General features: G+C 68.2%; 19 protein-coding genes and 1 pseudogene. 11 read left to right on the plus strand and 9 right to left on the minus strand.

Going from position 1 to position 23,716, the window contains the following annotated elements; all coding sequences use genetic code 11:
• Nucleotides 1-87: 87 nt before the first annotated feature.
• Nucleotides 88-765, plus strand: coding sequence for a TetR/AcrR family transcriptional regulator (locus B141_RS40385; RefSeq protein ID WP_020575626.1), 678 nt, complete (start codon nt 88-90; stop codon nt 763-765).
• Nucleotides 766-953: 188 nt separating this feature from the next.
• Entirely contained in the window at nt 954-2,000 is a 1,047-nt protein-coding gene (locus tag B141_RS0113110; RefSeq protein WP_169512930.1) for a LacI family DNA-binding transcriptional regulator, read from the plus strand.
• A gap of 14 nt (nt 2,001-2,014) precedes the next feature.
• Here B141_RS0113110 and B141_RS0113115 read toward each other — a convergent pair whose 3' ends face one another.
• The 3 genes from B141_RS0113115 to B141_RS0113125 form a co-directional block, all read right to left on the minus strand.
• On the minus strand, nt 2,015-3,538 hold the full coding sequence (locus B141_RS0113115; protein WP_020575628.1) for an alpha-N-arabinofuranosidase: 1,524 nt from the start codon (nt 3,536-3,538) through the stop codon (nt 2,015-2,017).
• A 338-nt stretch (nt 3,539-3,876) separates the two neighbouring features.
• Nucleotides 3,877-5,820 (minus strand): GxGYxYP domain-containing protein, encoded by a 1,944-nt coding sequence (locus tag B141_RS40390; protein WP_020575629.1) that lies wholly within the window; start codon nt 5,818-5,820, stop codon nt 3,877-3,879.
• 150 nt (nt 5,821-5,970) lie between these two features.
• A complete protein-coding gene (locus tag B141_RS0113125) occupies nt 5,971-6,690 on the minus strand; it encodes an HAD family hydrolase (protein ID WP_020575630.1) in 720 nt (239 codons plus the stop codon).
• A gap of 194 nt (nt 6,691-6,884) precedes the next feature.
• Here B141_RS0113125 and B141_RS0113135 point away from each other — a divergent pair, with 194 nt between their 5' ends.
• The 4 genes from B141_RS0113135 (at nt 6,885) to B141_RS0113150 (ending at nt 11,330) form a co-directional block, all read left to right on the plus strand.
• Complete coding sequence (locus B141_RS0113135) at nt 6,885-8,672, plus strand: gamma-glutamyltransferase family protein (RefSeq protein WP_020575632.1); 1,788 nt, start codon at nt 6,885-6,887, stop codon at nt 8,670-8,672.
• 191 nt (nt 8,673-8,863) lie between these two features.
• Nucleotides 8,864-9,958 carry a hypothetical protein gene (locus tag B141_RS0113140; RefSeq protein ID WP_020575633.1) on the plus strand — a complete coding sequence of 365 codons (1,095 nt, stop codon included), beginning with the start codon at nt 8,864-8,866 and terminating at the stop codon, nt 9,956-9,958.
• A 73-nt stretch (nt 9,959-10,031) separates the two neighbouring features.
• The gene (locus B141_RS48635; protein WP_020575634.1) at nt 10,032-10,844 is read left to right on the plus strand and encodes an AraC family transcriptional regulator; all 813 of its coding nucleotides are present in this window, start codon (nt 10,032-10,034) and stop codon (nt 10,842-10,844) included.
• Nucleotides 10,845-10,898: 54 nt separating this feature from the next.
• On the plus strand, nt 10,899-11,330 hold the full coding sequence (locus B141_RS0113150; RefSeq protein ID WP_020575635.1) for a VOC family protein: 432 nt from the start codon (nt 10,899-10,901) through the stop codon (nt 11,328-11,330).
• Nucleotides 11,331-11,353: 23 nt separating this feature from the next.
• On the opposite strand, the gene B141_RS0113155 is transcribed toward B141_RS0113150, so the two are convergent.
• From B141_RS0113155 to B141_RS40400, 3 genes are all read right to left on the minus strand, one after another.
• A complete protein-coding gene (locus B141_RS0113155; protein WP_020575636.1) occupies nt 11,354-13,123 on the minus strand; it encodes a proline--tRNA ligase in 1,770 nt (589 codons plus the stop codon).
• A 150-nt stretch (nt 13,124-13,273) separates the two neighbouring features.
• Nucleotides 13,274-13,684, minus strand: a complete 411-nt coding sequence (locus tag B141_RS45570) for an immunity protein YezG family protein (RefSeq protein WP_020575637.1) — start codon at nt 13,682-13,684, stop codon at nt 13,274-13,276.
• Between the two features lie 11 nt (nt 13,685-13,695).
• Nucleotides 13,696-14,262, minus strand: a complete 567-nt coding sequence (locus B141_RS40400) for a DNA/RNA non-specific endonuclease (protein WP_157180988.1) — start codon at nt 14,260-14,262, stop codon at nt 13,696-13,698.
• Nucleotides 14,263-14,471: 209 nt separating this feature from the next.
• On the opposite strand from B141_RS40400, the gene B141_RS0113170 reads away from it, so the two are divergent.
• The 3 genes from B141_RS0113170 to B141_RS53220 all read left to right on the plus strand — a co-directional run bounded on the left by B141_RS0113170 (nt 14,472) and on the right by B141_RS53220 (nt 15,738).
• Nucleotides 14,472-14,903 carry a YbaB/EbfC family nucleoid-associated protein gene (locus B141_RS0113170; RefSeq protein WP_020575639.1) on the plus strand — a complete coding sequence of 144 codons (432 nt, stop codon included), beginning with the start codon at nt 14,472-14,474 and terminating at the stop codon, nt 14,901-14,903.
• A gap of 3 nt (nt 14,904-14,906) precedes the next feature.
• Entirely contained in the window at nt 14,907-15,239 is a 333-nt protein-coding gene (locus B141_RS40405; protein WP_020575640.1) for a WXG100 family type VII secretion target, read from the plus strand.
• Nucleotides 15,240-15,342: 103 nt separating this feature from the next.
• Nucleotides 15,343-15,738: a WXG100-like domain-containing protein gene (locus B141_RS53220; protein WP_474775220.1), complete on the plus strand. Its 396-nt coding sequence runs from the start codon at nt 15,343-15,345 to the stop codon at nt 15,736-15,738.
• A 90-nt stretch (nt 15,739-15,828) separates the two neighbouring features.
• Here the strand turns inward: B141_RS53220 and B141_RS40410 are convergent.
• The 3 genes and pseudogenes from B141_RS40410 to B141_RS0113190 form a co-directional block, all read right to left on the minus strand.
• Nucleotides 15,829-16,692: pseudogene (locus B141_RS40410) on the minus strand (DUF389 domain-containing protein); the annotation flags it as partial.
• A gap of 60 nt (nt 16,693-16,752) precedes the next feature.
• Entirely contained in the window at nt 16,753-20,385 is a 3,633-nt protein-coding gene (locus tag B141_RS0113185) for a hydantoinase B/oxoprolinase family protein (RefSeq protein ID WP_020575642.1), read from the minus strand.
• A gap of 40 nt (nt 20,386-20,425) precedes the next feature.
• A complete protein-coding gene (locus tag B141_RS0113190; protein WP_026257176.1) occupies nt 20,426-21,154 on the minus strand; it encodes a GntR family transcriptional regulator in 729 nt (242 codons plus the stop codon).
• Between the two features lie 217 nt (nt 21,155-21,371).
• On the opposite strand from B141_RS0113190, the gene B141_RS0113195 reads away from it, so the two are divergent.
• Together B141_RS0113195 and B141_RS0113200 are read left to right on the plus strand one after the other, a co-directional pair.
• Nucleotides 21,372-22,661 (plus strand): MFS transporter, encoded by a 1,290-nt coding sequence (locus B141_RS0113195; RefSeq protein WP_020575644.1) that lies wholly within the window; start codon nt 21,372-21,374, stop codon nt 22,659-22,661.
• A 23-nt stretch (nt 22,662-22,684) separates the two neighbouring features.
• The gene (locus B141_RS0113200) at nt 22,685-23,524 is read left to right on the plus strand and encodes a putative hydro-lyase (RefSeq protein WP_020575645.1); all 840 of its coding nucleotides are present in this window, start codon (nt 22,685-22,687) and stop codon (nt 23,522-23,524) included.
• Nucleotides 23,525-23,716: the final 192 nt, after the last annotated feature.

Consider the following 23,716-nt stretch of genomic DNA (forward strand, 5'->3'; position numbering starts at 1 on the left):
CGCCAGTGCGGAACGGAGCGCTCCGTTCCGGTTCATGGTGAGGACAGTACCGGAGCGGAGCGCTCCGGTCCACGTAGGATCGGGAGCATGAGTTCGGCCGCCCCTCCCCCTGCCTCCACCTCGACTCCCGCGCGCCGCGCTGACGCCGGCCGCAACGACCAGCGGGTCCTGGCAGCCGCGCGAGAGGTCCTCGAGGAACTCGGCGCTGACGCCCCGATGTCCGCCATCGCCGCGCGCGCCGGTGTCGGCATGGGGTCGCTCTACCGGCGCTTCCGCAGCAAGGAGGACCTCATCCGGCAGCTGGGGATCACCGCCATGGATGGGGTCGGCGAGGAAGTCCGGGCCGCCCTGGAGGAGGAGCCCGACGGCTGGGCGGCGTTCACGCGCTTCATGCTGGTGTGCACCAAGCCGGCGAGCTGTACCAGCGTGCAGTTCGCGGGGACCTACACGGTGACCGAGGAAATCCGCGCCGCCTGGGAACGCCGGAAGGACGCGATCCAGGAACTCGTCGACCGCGCCCACGCGGAAGGATCCCTGCGCCCAGACGTCACGGGGGCGGACGTATCCCTGCTGCTGGCCCAGTGGCGTGCCCGGCATCGCGTCCACGACGAACGCGCCGCCGCCCTTCACCAGAAGTACGTCAAGCTCGCCCTGCGGGGACTTCGGGCACCTGCCGACGAGGAATCTACTTCCGAAGAACTCGGCGCCACCTGGGACGAACTCCGCGAACGCTGGCTTGCCGCGCTCCATCCTCGCAAGCAGTAACGCTCAGGAATCTCGAGTCCCTCCCAGGATGGCGCCGACCTGCTCAAACCCCCGGTCGCCGCACTGCCGGTATGGGGCCAACGACCGTCGCGATCGAGGCGCTCTCGCTCGGCTCAGGTCGGCTCGCGGTCCGCCTGCGTAAGCTCATGAGGGCCGTCGTACGTCGAACCTGTCGGGAGGGATGGACGGTGACCGGTCCAGTCAAGGGCGTCCACCGTCGTGCCGGTGTGACGATGAACGACGTGGCCCGCCATGCCGGGGTGTCGAACATGACGGTGTCGAACGTCATCAACGGGCGGTCCCAGCGGGTCAGCGAGCCGACCAAGCAGCGGGTCCTGGCGACCATCGCCGAGCTCGGCTACCAGGTCAACATGACCGCCAGGCACCTCCGCATGGGACGGACGGGCATGGTGGGCCTTGCGGTGCCGGAGTTCGCGGCGGGCTACTTTCCCGAGCTCGCCACCCGCCTGGCCGATCGGTTCGCCGAGCACGACATGCGGCTCGTGATCGAACGCACCGGCGGGAGTCGTCGCGCCGAGCTGGACGCACTCACCGCCTCGCGCCTGAGCACGTACGACGGATTCGTGCTGAGCGTGGTCGCCGGAGATGCGGCTGATCTCGAGCAGCTCAGCATCGACACTCCGGTGGTGTTGATCGGTGAGCGGGCCGTGCCCGCGCGATTCGACCACGTGCTCATGGACAACGTCGGCGGCGCCCGGCGGGCCACCGAACTCCTGTTCAGGTCCGGCGCCCGCCGGCTCGCGCTCCTCGGTGGTGCCGAGGGCGACCAGCAGTCAATGCCCGAACTGCGGACCCGTGGTTATCGCGAGGCACACGCGGCCGCTGGCCTTCCGATCGACGACAACCTCATCCGGCCGTCGTCGTTCCGGGTCGTCGACGGGTACACCACCACATTGAAGTTGATCGGCAGCGGTCTCACTTTCGACGCCGTGTTCGCGCTGACCGATTCGGCGGCGATTGGCGCCCTGCGGGCACTCACCGAATCGGGCCTGCGCGTTCCCGAGGACATCCAGGTGATCGGGTTCGACAACGTCGACGGAAGCCGTTTCAGCGTCCCCACGTTGACCACGGTCGAACCCGCCAACGACGAGATGGCCGACGCGATCTGCTCCCTTCTGATGGAGCGGATCGATCAGGGCGGCGCCTCCGCGCCCGCCCGGGTGGTGATGCCCACGGCAACGATCATCGAACGCGAGTCAACCCGTATTGGATGATTCGTTTCGCTCCCTCATGCCAGGTCGAGTTGGATCGTGCAGAACGAATGACGCGGCAAGGTGACGGTCAGCAATCCTCCCTCGAGGGTGGCATCCAGGCTGGTGGGAGCGACCGCGTTGGGCGTCTCGGTCGTGTTGTGACTCTGCGGCTTCTCCGCGGTGAGCACCCGGGCGCGGTGTCCGGTGACGGCCCGACCGCGTAGGTCGATCGTGACGGTGGTGTCGGCGTCGAGCGCGAGGTTGCTGACCGAGATCAGCGCCGCCGCGTCCTTGGTGCTGGCCGAGATGGAGACCAGGTCGAGCGGGTCACCGCCCCCGTCGTAGGCGTCGGGCTTCTCGATCAGGTGAACCGGCAGCTGCAGAGCGTCGTGGTGCCCCTTGTTCATCTCGAAGACGTGATAGGTCGGGGTCAGCACCAGGCCGCCGGTCTCGTCGGTCAGGATCATCGACTGGAGCACGTTGACGGTCTGGGCGATGTTGGCCATCCGCAGTCGGGCCGCGTGCTTGTGGAAGATGTCGAAGTGGACACCGGCCACCAGGGCATCGCGCAGGGTGTTCTGCTGGAACAGAAAACGAGGATTCGTACCCGGCTCAGCTTGCCACCAGGTGCCCCACTCGTCGCAGACCAGACCAACCTTGCGGCGCGGATCGTACGCGTCCATGACGGCACTGTGACCGGCGATCACCCGGTCGATGTCAGCGGCCTTGACCATCGTGTTGTAGTACTGCTCGTCACTGAACTCGGTGGCGGGGTTCTTGTGGATCCCGTCGCCGTCGTGCGAGTAGTAGTGAAACGAGATGGCCTGGAAGATATTGCGGGGCTCGCGTCCGCAGCCGAGGCAGCTGACCGCCTTCATCAGGGCCTCGGTCCAGGCCAGGTTGTCGTCGGACGCGCCGGCGGCAATGCGGTAGAGCTTGTTGTCGCCGTGGTCGCGACAGAAGGTGGCGTAGCGGCGGGCCTCGTCGGCGTACGCCTCGGGACGCATGTTGCCGCCGCAGCCCCAGGCTTCGTTGCCAAGGCCCCAGAACGGCACCTTCCACGGCTCGTCGCGCCCGTTGGCCTTGCGGAGCGCGACCATCGGGCTGTCACCGTCGCGGGTGAGGTACTCAACCCACTCGCTCATCTCCTGCACCGTGCCTGACCCGATGTTGCCGTTGACGTACGGGTCGGCGCCGAGGAGTTCGCACAGTGCCATGAACTCGTGGGTACCGAAGTGGTTGTTCTCCTCGACGTTGCCCCAGTGGGTGTTGACCATGCGCGGGCGTTGGTCCTTGGGGCCGATGCCGTCGCGCCAGTGGTATTCATCGGCGAAGCAGCCGCCGGGCCAGCGCAGGTTGGGGATGTTCATGGCGCGCAGGGCCTCGACGACGTCGAGACGGATGCCACCCTCGTTGGGAAGCGGCGAGTCTTCACCGACGTAGAAGCCGCCGTAGATGCAGCGGCCGAGATGTTCGGCGAAGTGGCCGTACAGATGCCTGCTGATCGTGGCGCCGGTGACATCGAGGTCGACAACCGCGCGTGCGTTGGACGTACTCACGCTCACCCTTCCGTGGTCGGCAGCGGGGAGAGAACAGGTTTGACGTTATACCTTGTGGCCTGTCAGAACCTAGCTGACGCGGTTGCGATCCGAAAGCCCTTGGGCGCCTTCCCGTGATCATGATCGTGATCATGAAGGCTTTCGGGACGCATAGCCCTTTCTGGCTTCATGATCACGGCTCTCCGCGAGTCTGGCGACGAACCAGGATTCCTGACCTCACGCCGGCCATCGAATCTGCGGTCCGCCAACCCGGCGACGCGCGGAACCCGTTACAGACAAGGGATTCTGAGCCTCGGCAACGAGGGAAGAAGCCGGCACAGCGTTCTAAGGTCGCGAGGTTACGTACGCCTCGCGCTGGCCGCACTGAGGTGCAGACGAAGGAGTGCGTAGAACGTATGGGCGTCGACGACCTCCACAGCGGCTCCGGGCACCTGGGCCTCCACGGTGTTCACCACATCCCGATGCCAGCTAGGACCCTGCAGGATCGTGCGGACGCTGAGGAACTCAGGCGCGTCCGGCGGCCGCGACAGGTCACCGTCAAGCGCTCCTTGCAGGGCCCGGGCAGCGGTCGAGACGTCGGCACGTGGCAGGTCGGGTCCCATCCGAATGTAGGGCGTCTGACCGACCAGCCCCGCGGGCTCGACCTTCTGCGCGGCGAACCCGTCCGGCGAGAACTCGGCGTACGCCCGCAAGGTCTCGGCGTTCATGCCTGGCGCGAACCCGTCGATGACGAACCCTGTCACCGTCAGGTCCCAACGGGCGTAATGGCGGCGACAGTGCTCCCGCCAGGCGGTGATTCCCGACGGCAGGCCGGAGAATTCTCGGGGTTCGGCCAACATGCCGGGGTTGATGTATCCCGCGCCCGAATCACCCGCCACAAAGGTGTCCTGCGGCGTCGCCGTACGCCTGGCCCGGTCCAGTGCCACCGGCAGGCGCGCGGCGAGGTTGGGATTGAACGCCCAGTTGAGCGGGATGCTCCCGCGTCCCGGGTCGTCCCAGAGGTAGGGCATCACCTGGTAGAGCCAGGCGGCCGAGTCGTAGTCGCCAACGTAGAACGTGACGTACCTGCGGGGTACGACGGCACCGGCCGGGTCGAGGAGTCCGCGCGCCGCCAGGTCGTCCAGATCGGGTCGAGGCGGCTGTGGGTAACGCCGCTGCAGGGGCGCGTGGGTGAAGACGGAGGAGTTCGCCATCGCGTCGAGGTTCTCCGCGTCGGCGTCCAGATAGGCGTTGTAGGCCGAGGCGACCTGGACGAACCTCCACTCGGTCGGCACCGGGTCATGACGTCCACCCGCCGGACCGACGTTGGTGTACTTGTAACCCCACGGCACGAAGCCGTGGACCGGCAGGAGTCCGCCGTCCGCGCGCTCGTAGCCGACGCGAAGGATCTCCTCCAGGGTGCGCTGGTCGGTGCCGACGGGTTGGTCCCGGTCGTCCACCGGCGTCTCGTCGTCCCAGGGCAGCAGGTCGAAGAAGAAGCCGCGCCGGCTGACGAGATAGTCGTGGTTGGTCAGCAACGCCTGTTGGAGCTTGCCCTGCGGGTTGTGCAGCCAGTAGGCGTCGAGGTAGTAGCCGAACTCCGGCACGCAACGCCCCCGCCGCAGGTAGTGCTCGAGCGCCCAGAGGTAGGCGTCACACTTCGCACTCCCGCTTGAGGCCCGGGAGGTCCCGGGTACCTTGCCGCGGCCGGTGAAAAGCGGGCGCCCGTCGCTGTGGACCAGGCGTACGACGGGAGGCAGGCGCAGCGGGCCGGTAACACCGATGTAGGTGCGGTAGAGCGAATCCTCCGCGGTGTCGTAGCGCACGGCGACCAGATCGCGCGCGCCGGCCACGGTCGACGCGACGTTGGACGTCGCCGGGACGTTCGGATCCCACACGACGGCGCCACCAAGCAGGGGCCGGAACGTCGAGACCAACTCGTCCAGCGAGCCGATCGCCCGCAGCGGCCGATCCGCGAGGAATCCTTCCTTTGACCGCATCTCTTCCAGCCAGTACTGGTCGACATCGATCCGGCCGAACTCGCTGTGCGTCACGAAATGTGCGTAGAGGCGAGGCAAGGTGCGGTTGACGATGCCCTGAAGGGTCGCCACGAAATGCAACTCGTCGTACGCTCGCGCCGCCTGTGCCGGGTCGGAGAGGTCACGGTCGTAAAGATGTGCGAGGTCGTAGAGGAACAGCGGCTCCTCGGCGGACTCCGCAGCCTCCGCCGGCCCAGCGGCGAGAGCCGCGACGCCTACCCCGGCGAGTCCGCCCAGGAACCCTCGGCGATCGATCTCGGTCATGACCCCTCCCCCAGCTTGCGGTCGCCCGCTGCTCGACATCGCAGCGTTTCCACGGGGCAGGGTCAACGCGGGCGGCCGCCTCCGGCTAGCCCCGTAAGTCGCACAGGCCAGCCCGTCAGCGCCGCCGGGCGGCGGAGCGCGGGCGTTCTCCTACGAGGCTACGGACCTCCATTGATCAACGAGTGGAAGCAGCTCAGCCAAGCGGTTGATCACCGCGTCGGGCTCGCCGACGGTATGTCCGATCTGGTCGGCTGGGATGTCGCTGTGCGGGATGTGCACCGCGCGCATCCCGACCGACTTCGCGCCGTAGACGTCGTCGAAGAGCCGGTCGCCGACGAAGACGCAGCGACTGGGATCGGCCATCCGAACGGCGGTCATCGCGGCCGCGAACGCCTCGGGGTGCGGCTTGGTCCAGGCGATCTCGCTGGTGTAGACGGCGCCGTCGATGAGGTGCAGCACCTTGTCGCGCGCGAAGACCATCTCGTGGTAGTCGCGCGGCCACACCGTGTTGGAGAGAACGCCGACCGCGACGCCGCGCTCGCGCAGCGCCTCAAGGAGCGGGATCACGTCGGGCTCGGTGTAGGTGTGCGGCTCCCAGAACGCCTGGAACGCCGCGAGCCCGCGCTCGTGCGGCAGCCCGGTCGGGTCGAGGCCGGCCGCCCGCACCACGGTCTCGAACGCCGTGCTCGTGTGCTCGTCCCGCGCCAGCCGCCAGGCAGCGTTCTCAGCGGCCAACAGGGCGGCCGCGACCTCCTCGCCGTGGCCCGGGTCGTAGGCGCGCGCATAGGCCCGCCACTGCTCCGTGAGGTCCACCGTGTGCCACGGGGTCAGCGTGCCGCCCCAGTCGAAGATCACCGCATCCACTGTCATGGCGGCCATCCTGCCAACCGGCACCGACAACTCACGACATGCCGCCCCACCGTGACATTAGGTCCCGATCGGCGCGGGCTCGGGGGTGAAATGCCCAGATGCGCCAGCCAGGTCCGGACCCCGATCACCACCGGCGCCCGCCTTCGCCGCAGGATGGTGCCCGACCCAGTCCCCCACGGCCGCGAGGATCATCCATGACCTTCACGACCCGTCCGACTCTGCGTGGCACCTTCGGCATGGTGGCGTCCACGCACTGGCTCGCGTCCCAGGCCGCGATGGGCGTCCTGGAGCGCGGCGGCAACGCGTTCGACGCCGCCTGCTGCGCCGGGTTCGTCCTTCACGTCGTCGAGCCGCACCTGAACGGACCCGGTGGTGAGGTCCCGGCCGTCATCGCGACCGCCGACGATCACATTCCCAAGGTGCTCAACGGTCAGGGGCCCGCGCCGGCCGGGGCGACGATCGCCCACTTCCGCGACCTGGGGCTCGACCTCATCCCTGGTTCGGGTCCGCTGGCCGCCACGATCCCGGGCGCGGTCGACGCCTGGCTCCTGCTGTTGCGTGACCACGGGACCTGGCGGCTGCGCGACGTCCTCGACCCGGCGATCGGGTACGCCCGAGCCGGCCATCCGCTCGTACCCCGCGTGACCGACACCGTGGCCACGGTGCGGGAACTCTTCACCGAGCACTGGCCAACCTCCGCGGCGCTCTGGCTGCCCGACGGCAAGCCACCACAGCCGCACGCGTTGTTCGCCAATCCGGCGTACGCCAGCACGCTGGAACGCCTGGTCGTCGAGGGTGAGGCGGCCGGCCCCAATCGCGAAGCCCAGGTGGACGCCGCCCGGTGGGCCTGGCGGCAGGGGTTCGTCGCGGAGGCGATCGACGGCTTCTCGCGAAAGGCGTTCCGTGACTCCAGCGGGCGGGACCACAGCGGTCTGATGACTGGCCACGACCTGGCAACCTGGACGGCAACCTGGGAACTCGCGGCCACGATGGCGTGGAACGACCTGACCGTCGCCAAGACCGCCGCCTGGGGCCAGGGACCCGTTCTCCTGCAGTCGTTGGCGATTCTCGAGGCGCTGGGCGACCCTGGCGAGCTCGATCTCCAGACCGAGCGGGGGATCCACTTCACGGTCGAGGCGTTGAAGCTCGCGCTGGCCGACCGGGAGGCGTGGTACGGCGACGTCCTCGACTCGCCCCTGCCCACGCTGCTGTCCAGGCGGTACGCCGAGCAGCGGGCCACCCTGATCGGCGCCCTCGCCGCGGACGGCCTGCGTCCGGGTTCGCCCGAGGGCCGCACGCCGCGCCTGCCGGAGGCGTACGCGACCCGCCTGAAGACGGCCTGGGAGTTCTCCGGCGCCACCGGCGAGCCCACGGTGTCGGGCAGCGGCCAGACCCGTGGGGACACCTGCCACGTCGACGTGGTCGACCGCTTCGGCAACATGATCTCGGCGACGCCGAGCGGTGGGTGGCTGCAGAGCTCGCCCACCATTCCCGAGCTTGGGTTCTGCCTGGGCAGCCGCGCGCAGATGTTCTGGCTCGAGGAAGGCCTGACGTCCTCCCTGGCTCCGGGCCGCCGGCCGCGGACCACCCTGTCTCCCACGCTGGTGCTCCGCGACGGCCGGGCCGTCCTCGCGTGCGGGTCTCCGGGCGGTGACCAGCAGGACCAGTGGCAACTGCTGTTCGTGCTGCGCCACCTCGCCGGCGGACAGTCCCTGCAAGAAGCCATTGACGCGCCGGCCTGGCACACCAACAGCTTCCCCGCGTCGTTCTTCCCTCGCACGATGGAGCCGCGCAGCCTCGTCGTGGAGGACCGCCTCGGCGACGCGCTGATCGAACGCCTGGCCCGCCGCGGCCACGTGGTCACCCGGTCAGGGCCCTGGAGTCTCGGCCGGCTGTGCGCGGTCGCGCGTGACCCCGACACCGGCGTACTCTCCGCGGGCGCCAACCCGCGAGGGATGCAGAACTACGCCGTCGGCCGCTGACAGGCCCCGTCCGCGTCGTCTACGCTTGGCGCGGCGTCCCACCACGCCGAACCCTCAGCGGTCCACCCCAGCGGGACCTGCCAGGGGGCAAAGGGGATCCGACCTCGGTGCGGGGCCACACACCTGTTCATCGCCGCTGTGCCGTGACGTCGCTGGGGGATGCGGGCACGTGGCGAGGGAGACAGGTCGAGATGACCAAGGACGCCGCTTTCAAGCGCCGGGTACGCGCGCGGATGGCCAAGACCGGTGAACGCTACGCCGTGGCCCGCAGCCAGCTCGACGCCACCACCAACGCCCCGCAAGGGTCGGTTGACACCGAGGGCCTGCACGTCACCAACGGCGACGCGACGGTCGAGGTGCTCCGGCGGGCCGGGCTCACCGAGCCGATCCTTCCCTGGCGGGACGTCCTCCACGACGGGCCGGTCCCGGGAGGCCTGTCCTCTGGCGAGCTGCGAGCCGTGCGGGCCCGCTTCATCGCCGGGTCCGGATGGGCCGACTTGTCGGCGGTGGTCCGCGACTTCGAGGCGCGCGACCGGATGCTGGAGGAGTACGCGCGCGGGCCGATCGTATTGTGGTTCGAGGCGGATCTGTATGACCAGTTGCAGATCATCCAGGTGCTCGACCAGCTCCGTCGGCTGGAGGTGGATCCGGACCGGATCTCGTTCGTGTCCGCTGGCGAGTTCCCCGGCATCGCCCATTTTCGTGGGCTCGGCGAACTCCAGCCCGACGACCTGATCCGCCTGCGCGAGGACGAAACCCCGCTCACCCCGGAGGCACTCGACCTCGCGTCAGCCGCGTGGACGGCGTTCACCGCGCCCGATCCGTCAGGACTCGAGGCCATCGCGCGGACGTCCTCGGCGGTTCTCCGCCATCTCGGTGAGGCGTTCGGCCGGCTCATGCGGGAGTACCCCGCCCAGTCTGACGGCCTTTCCCTCACCCAGCGGCGGATCCTGCTCGCCGTCGAGGGCGGCGCGACCACCGCCGTGGAGGTGTTCCGAGAGGTCCAGCGCCGCGAGCGCCGGCCCTACCTCGGAGACACCTCCTGCTTCGACGTCATCGCAGAGCTTGCGCGGGGGCCGCATCCGCTGCTCACCGTCGACGACGCTGGCGGGGAGTTCGCCCGGCGGGCGGTCCACCTGACGGCCGCGGGTCAAGACGTCCTCGCGGGCGCCGCGGACCACGTGCAGAGCAACGGCATCGACCGCTGGATCGGCGGTGTACACCTGACAGGCCCGAAGGCGCGGTGGCGGTACGACGACCGCCGGGAAACGCTGGTCAACCTATGACAACCAGACAAGGCCCGGCTCGGCGATAAGAGGCTCTGGCCATGCATCTCGGCGCCCCTATGCTGGCGGTGTCATGAAGGTGGTTACCCGTCGTCCCGGGCCAGCGCTCGCGCCGTTCGTCGCATCGCTGGGCTATTTCGAAGGCGCCCTCGCCCACCACCATGAACGCATCCTGCCGACCGGCGGGCCGCAGCTTCTCGTCAACCTGCACGAGGACACGCTCGCCGCCCGGCCCCAGTCCGAGCCTCCACTCGACCGCGCCTCTGTCGAACGCCTGAGTGGCGCGGGACTGAGCGGTCCGCGTTCACGGCCGTCACTCGTCGACACCTCAGACCAGCGCCGCACGCTGTGGGTGGCGTTCCGGCCCGGTGGGTCGTACCCCTTCTTCGCGGCACCGCCGGCGGCGACCAGCGATCAGCTGGTGGAGTTGGGCGACCTCTGGGGCGACGGCCGCGACCTGTGCGAGCGCCTGCATGCGTCAGGCGCGCCGGCCGACATGCTGCGGGTGCTCGAGGAGTCGCTCGTGGCGCACGCCGTACGCCCAGTCCGCGTGGATCCCGCCATCGGGTTCGCCCTGCGTGAGCTCGAACGCGGCACCGGGGTACGGACGGTGGCCGAACGCCTGGGGTTCACCACGAGACGTTTCTCGCGGCAGTTCTCCGATCACGTCGGACTGACCCCGAAGAGGTACGCCCGGGTACGCCGTTTCCAGCGCGTACTCGCCTCGATCCCCCACGACCGTCCCGTGGACTGGGCCGAGCTCGCGGTGACGAACGGCTACTTCGACCAGCCGCACCTGATCCATGACTTTCGCGCCCTGAGTGGGCTGAGTCCGACCGCCTACCGGCCGAGATCGCCCGGTGAGCGCAACCACGTCCCGCTCTGACCAGGTGCGTTTTCCTACAATCCCAACGCCGCGACGACCGGCAGACTGGAGAGCATGAGCAACCCGACCTTGCACCCGCACCTGATCGTCTCCGACGCGGCCGCCGCCATTGAGTTCTATGCGAAGGCCTTCGGAGCGACGGAGAACGAACGCTACACCCATCCGAACGGCAAGATCGTGCACGCGAGACTGAGCCTCGGCGACACGGTGTTCACGCTCAAGGACGAGGAGCCGGACGCGCAGGACCTCGCGCCCACCGCGCGCGGCGGCTCACCGGTGATCCTGAGCCTGAGGGTCGATGACGCCCACGCGGTCGGCGCCGCCATGGAAAAGGCAGGGGCCACCGTCATCTTCCCGATCGACGACCATCCGTACGGCCGGATGGGACGCCTGCGGGATCCGTTCGGCCACGTCTGGATCATCTCCCAGGACATCGGTGTCGCTTCCCCTGAGGAGATCCAGCGCGCCGTCGACGCCGGAGCCTGAGACGCCCTCGGGAGGCCGACCGCTCAGGAAGCGCAGACCTCGACCAGGTGGTCGACGACCTCCGCAATCGGTAGGTCGATGCGTTCGCTGGTCCGGCGGTCCTTGACCTCGACCTTGCCGTCGACGATCCGCCGGCCACACGTCACGATCGTGGGGACGCCGATCAGGTCGGCGTCGTTGAACTTCTCCCCCGGGCTGGCGGCCCGCCGATCGTCCAGCAGCACCCGGATGCCCCGCGCGTCCAACTCGGCGGCGAGCTTCTCGGCGACCTCGAACGGCTCGGCGTTCTTGCCCGTCGCGACGATGTGGACGTCAGCCGGGCTGATCTCGCGCGGCCAGATGAGTCCCTTGTCGTCGTGGTTCTTCTCCGCGATCGCCGCGAGCGCCCGGCTGACACCGATGCCGTACGACCCCATCGTCACGACGACCTGCTTGCCGTTCTCGTCGAGGACCTTGAGGTCGAGCGCCTCGGCGAACTTCCGGCCGAGAGCGAAGATATGCCCGATCTCGACGCCACGGGCGATGGTCAGGGAGCTGCCGCACCTCGGGCAGGGGTCACCTTCGCGGATCTCCGCGGCGAAGATCGTCCCGTCGGCTTCGAAGTCGCGACCCGCCACCAGGTCGACGACGTGATTGCCGGGCTCGTTGGCGCCGGTCACCCAGCGGGTCCCGGCGACCACCCGCGGGTCGACGAGGTAGCGCACCTTGGCGGCCTTGTCCTCGCCCAGCACGTCGGGCCCGATGTAGCCGCGGACGAGTGCGGGGTTGGCAGCGAAATCCTCCTCCGTCGTCGCCTCGACCGTCGCGGGGTACACCTGGGCACCCAGGCGCTTCTCGTCGACTTCGCGGTCGCCGGGGACGCCGATGGCCAGTAGCTCGGACTCACCCGTGGGGTGGACGAGCTTCACGATGAGGTTCTTCAGGGTGTCTGACGCCTGCCAGGGCCGGTCGTCGCGGCGCAGCTTCTCCTGGGAGTTGAGCAGGTTGACCAACGTCTCGATGGTCGGTGTGTCGGGGGTGTCCTCGACGTGCGCGGCGGGCAGCCCGTCGTACGGCATCGCCTCGGGCACGGGGACCTCGACCGCCTCGGTGTTACCGGCGTAGTCGCAGGACGTGCAACGAACGAACGTGTCCTCGCCCACCTCGGTCGGCGTCAGGAACTCCTCGCTCAGCGAACCGCCCATCGCGCCCGCCATCGCCGTGACGATCACGTGGTCGAGGCCCAGGCGGTTGAACGTGCTGATGTAGGCGTCGCGGTGCTTGGTGTAGGACGCCACCAGGCCGGCGTCGTCGACGTCGAAGGAGTAGGAGTCCTTCATCGAGAACTCCCGACCGCGCATGATGCCGGCACGGGGCCGCGGCTCGTCGCGGTACTTCCACTGGATCTGGTAGATCGACAGCGGAAGGTCCTTGTAGGACGAGAAGAGGTCCTTGACCAGGAGGGTGAAGATCTCCTCGTGCGTGGGACCCAGGAGATAGTCGTTGCCCTTGCGGTCCTTCAACCGGAAGATGTCGTCGCCGTACTCCGTCCAGCGGCCGGTGCGCTCATAGGGCTCACGCGGCAGCAGCGCCGGCAGGTGGATCTCCTGGAACCCCGCGGCGTCCATCTCTTCGCGTACGACCCGCTCGACGTTGAGGTACGCCCGCCACCCGAGCGGCAGCCAGGAATAGATGCCAGGTGCGGCCCGGCGGATGTAACCGGCCCGGACCAACAGCCGGTGGCTCGGGACCTCGGCATCCGCGGGATCTTCGCGCAGTGTTCGCAGGAACAGCGTCGACATCCGCAGGATCACGGCATTTCTCCTCGGCTACACGGGTGGCCACGTCACCACCAGGGGATTTGCCGAGGATACCGGCCTTCGGCCACCAGCCAGCCACGGGTTTGCCGCGTGGCGTCCACCTGGAGCGGGTCGGCGAGCGCGGGCCCTCGCCGGCCGCTTCACCTACCCGACCGGCCTGGGCATCCAGGCGGGGATCAGCTCCGGGTCACGTGGGTACTGCTCGAGATCGTCGAGCCAGGTCTCGTCCAACGGCTCGGGTCGCAGGTCCGGCTTGCTGTCGTAGTCGAAGTCGACGGAGAACCTGCCGGTGGCATCCATCCGGAACGTCGCCGTGAACCACGCGCCCTTACCGGGCTCGTAGGTGACTTCCCTCAGCTCCTCGAACAGCAGGAAGAGCTGCGCGACCGGAAGGGAGACCGACGCGCGTTCGCCGTTCGGCCTGACGATCGTCCCCCGAAACTCGGTCACGATGGTGACCATGTAGCAGACGACCTCAACAGACTCCCACTCGTCTGTAAGCTCGTCGACCAAGACTTGGCCGATCTGCTGGTACAGCTCAGTGTGGTCTGCCATCTGCTCTCCCCTCAGCGATTCCGGAAGACCCTGGGGACCGTCTCGGTCGTGCCATTCGGCCTCGTAATGGTGTACTCAACCACGTAAAGGTCCGGGCGTTCACCGGGGCCGGTATAGACAGGGTTGATTCTTACGTGGACCTGGTTGCCGCCGCGCAACTCGTTGGCCCACATCTGCTCCATGTTGTACCACTCACGCCGTCCCCTGCTGTTGAGTTGAGCGGATTGCGGGAGCATGTTGATCCCCTCGCCCGCACCGCCGAACTGCGTACCAAACAGGTGTCCGCCCTCGTCCCCCGGATTGCCGACACCGCGACCGGCGCCGTGGCCCGCCCGGCCCTGCTGGCCACCATGGCGGACGCCGCTTCGCAGGACGAGTTGACCTTCCGCACGGATCACCCGGCCGTGCTGGTCGGTCATGTAAACGTAGTTGCTGTTGGCCCTGCCGTTGTGGACCCGATAGATGGTGTTGGGCTCCCAGTTGGGAGAGTTGGTAGTGCCCCGTCGGCGGCGGTTGAGCTCGCGGGTCCAGTTGCGAGGCCCGCCAGCCTGCACCACGCGCACCCTTCGGCCGGTCATGGCCGAGAGCCGACGAACGATTGCCCTGGCGACCCTGGTGTTGGCGCGAGCCATGACGACCTCCCCGCTCGACCACGCCTTCTGGACAACCTACGGTAGATCGACACAGGTGATCAGAAACTTCTCCACAATGGCCACTAGGCTCATCGACACCGCGATGCCGGTCGGTAAAGTCACAAGCGGCATCTCAGACGAAGGGGAGGGCGGCTGTGGCCGACGTCAGCGCCAACGATTTCGACCGGTTGTTCAACGACGCGTTGTCGACCCTGCGCCCCCTGGTCGCGCAGAGCCAGAGCGAGTCTGACGGCGACAGCGAGCCGCCCGAGCCCATCCGTGGCGTCGGTGAGGCGCTCGACGGCCACGTCCGTGTCACCGCCCGGCCGGGTGGCCAGATCGAAGCGGTGGAGCTGAATCCCCGCGCCCTCCGGTCAGATTCCGAGACCCTCGCGCAGGCGTTCGCCGACGCCTCCAACGCCGCGCTCCAGGACCTCCAGCAAAAGCTCAGCGCGGCCCTGCCGGCGATGCCCGACCAGGCCGAGTTGTTCGAACGCCTGAAGGAGTTCCAGAACCAATCGATGGTTCAGATGCAGCGTTACCTCCAGGCGATCACCGACGTGCAAGACCGGATCGACAGGGACTGACCGATGGGTGAGCAGGTCGACGTCGGATGGGACAAGCTGCGGCGCGCGGCCGGTGACGTGGATGACGTCGCCCAACGCCTGGGTCGCGAGCTCCAGTCGACGCAGGGCGAGCTCGCGGGATACGGCGAGCCGTGGGGCGGCGACGAGATCGGCATGCTGATCGGCATCACCCACCAGGTGGTCTCGGAGTTCGCGTTCGAAAAGCTCGGCGAACTCCAGGAGGACCTGGCCACGCATTCCCAGGCCCTGGAAGGCGTCGCCACGACCTACCGCGACAACGAAGAAGGCGGCCAGCAGGCGATGGAGCAGCTGGGCAACGGCGCGGAAGCGATCTGAGGGGGACTCGGTCATGGGGTTGCAGCTTCCGGGTGAGCTGGTCACCGTCCTCGGCATGATTGGCATCAACTGGCCCGAAGGCGACGAGGAGAAGCTCTTCCGGATGGGCCAGACCTGGCTCGACTTCTCCGGCAACCTCGGGCAGATCTCCGGCGATGCCGAGAAGGCCGCCGAAGCGGTCTGGACGGGTCACCAGGGCCCGACCGTCGAGGCGTTCAAGGAAATGTGGGACAAGCACGGCGGCACGAAGAACCTCGACATCGCCTCAGGCGCGGGGATGGGTTTCGGTCTCGGGCTGTTCCTCTACGCTGTGATCCTCCTCATCCTGAAGATCAACGCGATGATCCAGCTGGTGTTCCTGGCGATCGCCATTGCCCAGGCGATCGCGACCGCGGTGGCGACGTTCGGAGCCTCGCTGTTGCAGATCCCGATCTTCCGTCAGATCACCAAGACCATCATCGAGAACCTCCTCTGGATGGCGATCGAGAAGATCATCTAGGGCGGCCGCTCTTCTCGCCGGAAATCTCCTCACGGAGCTGGCCGCGGCCTTCTGGACGATCAGGGTGATGACCCCGGCCAGCACGATCGCGGCCATGTTGATGCCCAGTTGGGCGGCTGCGCCCGCGGCCTCTCTGCCATCCCAGAGAGCCAGCGCCAGGGCGAGGTCACCGGCTGCCGGCACTGTCGTCACCGAGATGAAGACGCCCACCAGGGCACCCGACTTCGCCGATGTCAACGACAGCACACCCGCGATCCCGGCGATGAAGGCCACGACGAACGACCACCGGTCCGGCCGCCAGATGAACCCGGTCAAGGGACGCGGGGACGTCAGCACCGACGCGTCGATCCACCCGAACGCCGCCGCGACCAGGCAGGCGACAGTGGTGACGACGATGGCGCCGGCGAACCCGACCGCGAGGGTGACCAACGACTGGCGGAGCAGGCTGTAGCGGCGATGCACCAGACCCACGGCGAGTCCCGCCAGCGGGCCGAACTCGGGCCCCACCACCATGGCACCGACCACGAGGATCGACGAGTCGAGAATGACCGCGATCGCCGCCAGGATCGCGGCCAGGCTGAGGAACCACACGAAGGTCTTCGAGAGCGCGGCCTCCGCGTCGGTCCGGCGTACGACCTCCTCCCAGATCACCGCGTCCGCGCCCTCGCCCGGCGCGTCATCCTCGGCCCGCTCGGCCGCCACCGAGACCGCCGTGTCGACCGTCTCGAGCGCGATCGTGCCCGACACGTCGACGCCGAGGCGACGGAGTTCGCAGATGAGTTCGTCGACCGACTCGCGTGCCACGTCAGCGAGGACGAGGTCGCCAGGCGGGCGAAGCGACGACCCGGGCAGGACGGCGAGGTTGGCGACACCCGGGCAGCCGTCGAGCAGCCCGACGACCTCATCGGTGAGCGTGGACGGCGATGTCACCCTCAGATGGAGCACGCCGAACATCGTAGGCCGGGCGTTGTCGGCGCCCGCCGCGGCCGCTGCGGCCGGCGCGGCCGCCGCGGCTCAGGGGGTGCCGTATCCGCCACCGCCCGGCGTCTCGATCACGAGGACGTCTCCCGGCACCACCTCGACCGAATCCGCGCCCGCCAGGTCCACAACGGTCCCGTCGGCGCGTTCCACGCGGTTGTGGCCGAGGTCGCCGGGCGATCCGCCGGCCATGCCGTACGGCGGGACCCGGCGGTGGCCCGACAACAGCCCGACGGTGACGGGTTCGAGGAACCGCAGCCGGCGTACCGCGCCATCCCCGCCACGCCAGCGGCCCGCACCACCGCTCCCCTGGCGGATCGAGAAGCTCTCGACCTGGACGGGGAACCGCCACTCCAGCACCTCGGGGTCGGTGAGCCGGGAGTTCGTCATGTGCGTCTGCACCACCGCAGCACCGTCGAAACCGTCACCGGCACCCGAGCCTGACGCCACGGTCTCGTAGTACTGGTACCGGTCGTTCCCGAACGTCACGTTGTTCATCGTCCCGGACCCTTCCGCCTGCACACTGAGCGCGGCGTACAACGCGCCCGTCACCGCCTGGGAGGTCTCGACGTTCCCCGCGACCACGGCGGCTGGGAAGACCGGCCCGAGCATGGAGCCCTCGGGTACGACGATCCGCAGCGGTCGCAGGCAGCCGTCGTTGAGCGGGATGTCGTCGTCGACCAGGGTCCGGAAGACGTAGAGCACCGCCGCCTTCGCGACCGAGGCGGGTGCGTTGAAGTTCGTGTCGAGTTGGGGCGAGGTGCCGGTGAAGTCAATCGTCGCGGTGCGCTCGGCGTGGTTGACGTCGACCCGCACCTCGATCTGCGCGCCCGAATCCATCTCGTAGCTGTAGGACCCGCCCTGGAGGGTGTCGATCACCCGGCGGACCGCCTCCTCGGCGTTGTCCTGCACGTGTCGCATGTACGCCTGAACGACGTCGAGGCCGAAGTGGGCGATCATCTTGCGCACCTCCTCGACACCCTTTTCGCTGGCGGCGATCTGGGCGCGGAGGTCAGCAAGGTTGGTGGTCGGATTGCGGGAGGGGTACGCCGCCTCGGTGAGCAGGCGCAGCGTTTCTTCCTCGCGGAAACGACCATCTTCGACGAGAAGCCAGTTGTCGAAGAGCACGCCCTCCTCGTGGACGGTGCGGCTCAGCGCCGGCATCGAGCCCGGTGTCAGGCCACCGATCTCGGCGTGGTGGCCGCGCGAGGCGACGAAGAACAACACGGTCTCCCCCGCGTCGTCATACACCGGGGTCACGACGGTCACGTCAGGTAGATGGGTGCCACCGTGGTACGGATCGTTGACGGCGTAGATGTCGCCGGGCTTCATGCGCTCGCGCCGCCGGCTGATCACCTCCTGCACGCTCGCGCCCATCGAGCCGAGATGCACCGGCATGTGCGGAGCATTGGCGATGAGGCTCCCGTCGGGAGCGAACAGCGCGCAGGAGAAGTCCAGCCGTTCCTTGATGTTGACCGACTGGGCCGTCGACTCCAGCCGGGCGCCCATCTGCTCGGCGATGGACATGAAAAGATTGTTGAAGATCTCCAGCAGCACCGGATCGACCTCTGTGCTGACCCGGTCCGCGTCGACGCGGGCGCGGACGCGCTGGACCCGCAGGTGGCCGTGCTCGGTGACGGTCGCGGACCAGCCGTCGTCGACCACGGTGGTGGCGTTCGCCTCGGCGATGATCGCCGGACCGGCCACCGTGTCGGAGGGACGCAGGAGTTCGCGCTGGTAGAGCGGCACCTGGTGCCACGCCCCGCTGGCGTACATCGGCACCGTGTCAACCAGACCTTGCGGCCGGCGTTCGCCAGTGTCAACCAGGCCTTGCGAATGGCCGGTGGGCGGATCGCCCATGTGTGACAGGTCCGGCTGCTCGGTCAGGCCCACCGCCTCGACCGAGATCGCCTCGACGACGAGCGGGCGGTCCATCAGGAAGGAGTACGTACGCCTGTAAGCGACCTCGAACTCCCCCGTCATCGCGGCCGGATCGCCAAGCCGCACAGGGATGGCGGTGTCGGTGCCGTCATAACGGAGGTGGGCGCGCCGGGCCACCCGGATCCGGTCGGAGGGTACGTCCTCGTCGAGCAGTTCGCCCCGCGTCACCGCCTCGAGTGAGTCTGCGACGTTGGTGAGGCGTTCCATCGCGGCGGGCGACAACGTGCACTCGACCGACTGCTCGCGCATCGCGGTGGTGTCGGCGAGGCCAATTCCCAAGGCGGACAGGACTCCTGCCATCGGCGGCACCAGGACCGTGCGGATGCCAAGCGAGTCCGCGACCGCGCAGGCGTGCTGCCCACCGGCTCCGCCGAAGGTCGTCAGAACGTACTCCGTGACGTCGTGGCCCTTCTGCACCGAGATCTTCTTCACCGCGTTCGCCATGTTGGCCACGGCGATCTGGACATAGCCCTCGGCGACCTGTTCGGGCGTACGATCGTCGCCGGTCCGCGCGGCGATCTCCCCCGCGAGTTCGGCGAACAGTTGCCGCACCACGCCAGCATCGAGCGGCTGATCGCCGTTGGGTCCGAAGACGTGCGGGAAATGCGCCGGCTGGACCCGCCCCAGCATGACGTTGGCGTCGGTGACCGTGAGCGGTCCGCCGTTGCGATAGCAGGCCGGCCCCGGGTCGGCGCCCGCGGAGTCCGGGCCCACGCGGTAGCGGCTCCCGTCGAAATGCAGGATCGACCCGCCACCGGCCGCCACGGTGTGGATGTCGAGCATCGGCGCGCGCAGGCGTACGCCCGCGACCAGGGTGTTGAACACCCGCTCGTACGCACCCGCGTAGTGCGAGACGTCGGTCGACGTGCCGCCCATGTCGAAGCCGATGACCTTGTTGAAGCCAGCCAGGGCGGACATCCGCACCATGCCGACAATGCCGCCCGCTGGTCCGGACAGGATCGCGTCCTTGCCCCGGAAATGACCGGCCTCGGCGAGGCCACCGTTGGACTGCATGAACATCAGGCGTACGCCGGACAGCTCGGCCGCGACCTGCCGCACATAGCGGCGCAGGATTGGCGAGAGATACGCGTCCACCACGGTCGTGTCCCCGCGCGGGACGAGCTTCAGCAACGGGCTCGCCTCACTCGACAGCGACACCTGCGGAAAGCCGATCTGCTCGGCGAGTTTGCCGATCTCCACCTCGTGCTGGGGGTGCAGATGGCTGTGCAGGCAGACGATCGCCACCGCGCGGATACCGTCGTCGTACGCCTGGCGGAGCTCGACCGCAAGGGCGTCAAGGTCGGGTTGGCGGAGGGCGCTGCCGTCCGCCGCGATCCGCTCATCAACCTCGACGACACGCTCGTGCAGGAGTTCGGGAAGGACGATGTCGCGGTCGAAGATGCGGGGGCGATTCTGGTAGCCGATCCGCAGAGCGTCACCGAAACCCTTGGTGACAACGAGGACCGTCCGCTCACCCTTGCGCTCCAGCAGCGCGTTGGTGGCGACGGTCGTACCCATCCGGACCGCCTCGATCCGCTCGGCAGGCACGTCGTCGCCAAGCTGGAGGCCAAGCAGCGTATGGATCCCGGCGACCGCGGCGTCCTGATAGCGCGCGGGATTGTCGGACAACAGCTTGTGTGTCACGAGGGTGCCGTCCGGCCGCCGGGCCACCACGTCAGTGAACGTGCCGCCGCGGTCGATCCAGAACTGCCAGGTCCCGCGCCCCATTGTCGAGCTCCTTCCCTCCGCAGGGGTAGATGTCAAGCCGTCATTGCGCCGTGCTGTCGCGCTCGGCGTATGCCTCGACAAGCTGTGCGAGGGCGTCGTCGAGATAGCGTCCGAGGAGTCGTTCGGCCGTTCGTCCGTCGCCGCGCTCCAGCACTTGGAGGATCTCGACATTGCGGTCGAGATACGGCTCGTGGAACCTTCGCGGGTCGGCCATCACGTGGAACACCAGGCGCAGCTCGGCCAGCAGCCCGCGCATGATCTCGTCGACCCGCGAGCTGCCGGCCAGGCCCGCGATCGCCTGGTGGAAGCGGATGTTCGCCGTACCCAGGTCACGCCAGGCGCGGCGCCGCGCCGCCGACCGGCCGGCCTTCACCTCCGTCCGAATCGAGGTCAGGTCAGGCAGGGGCGAACCAACGGTGCGGACCGCCGCGCACTCGACGATCTGCCGGACGCGATACAGGTCGATCAGGTCATCGAGCGCGAGCCGGCGCACGAACACACCGCGATTGAGCTCGTGCGCCAGAAGGCGCTCGTGGGTGAGGAGCCGGAACGCCTCCCGCAGCGTGTTACGCGAGACCCCCAGGGCACCACCGATCGCGTCTTCCGGAAGTCGCGCACCCGGGAGGAAGTAGCCCTCAGCGATCCGGCTGCGCAGGATGTCGGCGACCAACTCCGCCGTGCTCGACCGGCCCAGTAGGAGGCGATCGGCCTCGAGGCCCCGGAGGCCGGCGTTCGCGCCGTCACCGGGCGACCCGTCCGCGACGACCATAAAACCTCCGAGATCTACGAAATCCTTCGAGATCAACCTCTTGTGGGATCGTTCAACAATCCTTACCGTGAACCGTAGCACCATCTGTGAGGCCTCGGCAGTACCCACTTTCCTCTGGTTCAGCCCAGCAGTCAGCAGTGGCAGCGCCGCGCCGCGCCCAGAGTCGTCGTACGACGCGGATCCGAGCACGACCATCTGTCGTCCTGTGAGGTCAGCCATGACGTCGTCGCCTACCCGGAATCCAAGTTCCGAAGAAGAAAGCATTTCCGAAGAAGAAAACCAAGCCTTCGCCTGGTATCACACCCTCGGTCGCCGGGGACGCCGCGCTTTTGTCGGCGCCTTTGGCGGGTACGGCCTGGATTCCTACGACTTCCAGGTCTTACCTCTCAGCCTTGTCGCACTCGCGGCGACCCTCCAGATTACGACTGGACAGGCAGGCCTGTTGGCGACCGTGACCCTCGTCGTGTCGGCGTTCGGCGGCGCGCTCGCGGGAGTTCTCGCTGACCGACTGGGCCGTACCCGCACCCTCATCATCACGGTCGCGACGTACGCCGTCTTTACCGTCCTCTGCGGATTCGCGCCCAACTACGAAACCCTGCTGGTTTTCCGGGCGCTGCAAGGACTCGGCTTCGGCGGCGAATGGGCGACAGGTGCGATCCTGGTCGCCGAATACGCCCGGCCGCATCTTCGTGGCCGGACGGTTGCCTTCATCCAGAGTGCCTGGGCGGTTGGGTGGGGGCTCGCGGTCATCGTCTATACCGTGGTGTTCGCGCTCGTGCCCGAAGATCTTGCCTGGCGGGTGTTGTTCTGGACCGGCGCGATTCCAGCCCTGCTCATCATCTACGTCCGCCGGCACGTCGTGGACGCGCCTGTCGCCACTGAACGTCGCCAGCGCGCGAACGGTTGGGATTCGTTCGCCGGCATCTTCCGTGCGCGGCACCTGCGTACCACGTTGTTCGCGAGCCTGCTCGCCACCGGGACACAGGGCGGCTATTACACCCTCGCCACCTGGATTCCGCCCTACCTCAAGACCGAACGTAACCTGACCGTCGTCGGCACCGGCGGCTATCTGGCGTTCCTCATTACGGGAGCGTTCACCGGATATCTCACCGGCGGATATCTCACCGACCGGCTCGGCCGCAAGCGCACATTCACGCTTTTCGCGGCGCTGTCGGCGGTGCTCGTCCTCGCCTACACACAGATTCCGGTGGGCGCGAACACCGCCATTCTGTTGCTTGGATTCCCGCTGGGATTCAGCGCGTCGGCAATCTTCAGCGGTTTCGGGGCTTTCCTGTCTGAGCTTTATCCCACTCAACTACGCGGCACCGGCCAAGGATTCACCTACAACTTCGGCCGCGGTGTGGGCGCGTTGTTCCCCACCATCGTCGGCTTTCTCGCCGAAACCGTTGGCGTCGGTGGCGCCATGGGGTTCGGTGCGCTGGCCTACGGCCTCGCGGTCGTCGCGTTACTGGGTCTGCCCGAAACCCGCGGCCGCGAACTCACCTAGCGGTTTGAGAAGGAGTACGCACCATGACCACCACACCCGACCTGGCCGGGCGAGCACTCTCGCGGCTCGACCCCAGCACCACCGGCATGGCCTACATCCCGCCGTCCCGGGCACGAGCGTTGTTCCGGAAGGGGACAGTCTCGCCGACGGCCGGCTGGTCGGCGGGATTCACCCAGGCCAACCTGATCGCCGTACCCTCCGACTGGGCGTACGACGTCCTGCTGTTCGCGCAGCGCAACCCTCGCGCCTGCCCGGTGCTCGACGTCACCGACCCCGGCTCGGTCCGCTCACCGCTCGCCCCCGACGCGGACCTGCGCACCGACCTGCCGGCGTACCGCGTCTGGCGCGACGGCGAGCTGGTCGACGAGCCGGCCGACGTACGCCGCTACTGGCGCCCGGACCTGGTGGCGTTCCTGATCGGCTGCAGCTTCACCTTCGAGACGGCACTGCGGGAGGCAGGCGTACCCCTGCGCCATGTGGAAGAAGGCCGCAACGTCCCGATGTACGTCACGACCCGCCCCTGCCGCTCCGCCGGCCGGCTGCGGGGTCCGATCGTGATGTCGATGCGACCGATCCCGTCAGAACTCGTCGCGACCGCGGTCCGGGTGACGGCCGCGATGCCGGGCGTGCACGGTGCACCGCTCCACGTCGGCGACCCTTCCGGGCTCGGCATCACCGACCTCGACCGTCCGGACTTCGGTGACGCGGTGACGATCCGGCCCGGCGAGGTGCCGGTCTTCTGGGGGTGCGGCACCACACCCCAGGCCGCCATCATGACCTCGCGCCCGCCGTTCGCCATCACCCACGCACCTGGCCACATGCTGGTGACCGACGTACCCGACGCGACCTATCGGTACGACTGAGGTGAGGCCTTCACCTGCGGACAGCTGAGCCGAGGCCGCTGAGCCGAGGCCGCTGAGCCGAGTTGGCCGCCGGTTCCATGATCAAGTCCGAGAAACTGTTCATCGATTGGACCTTGGGTGAACAGTTTCTCGGACTTGATCATGGAAGCCTGTGGATGACGACAGACTTGACCAAGCACGATCGCGCAACTC

The organism is Actinopolymorpha alba DSM 45243, from assembly GCF_000373925.1.
GTDB lineage: Bacteria > Actinomycetota > Actinomycetes > Propionibacteriales > Actinopolymorphaceae > Actinopolymorpha > Actinopolymorpha alba.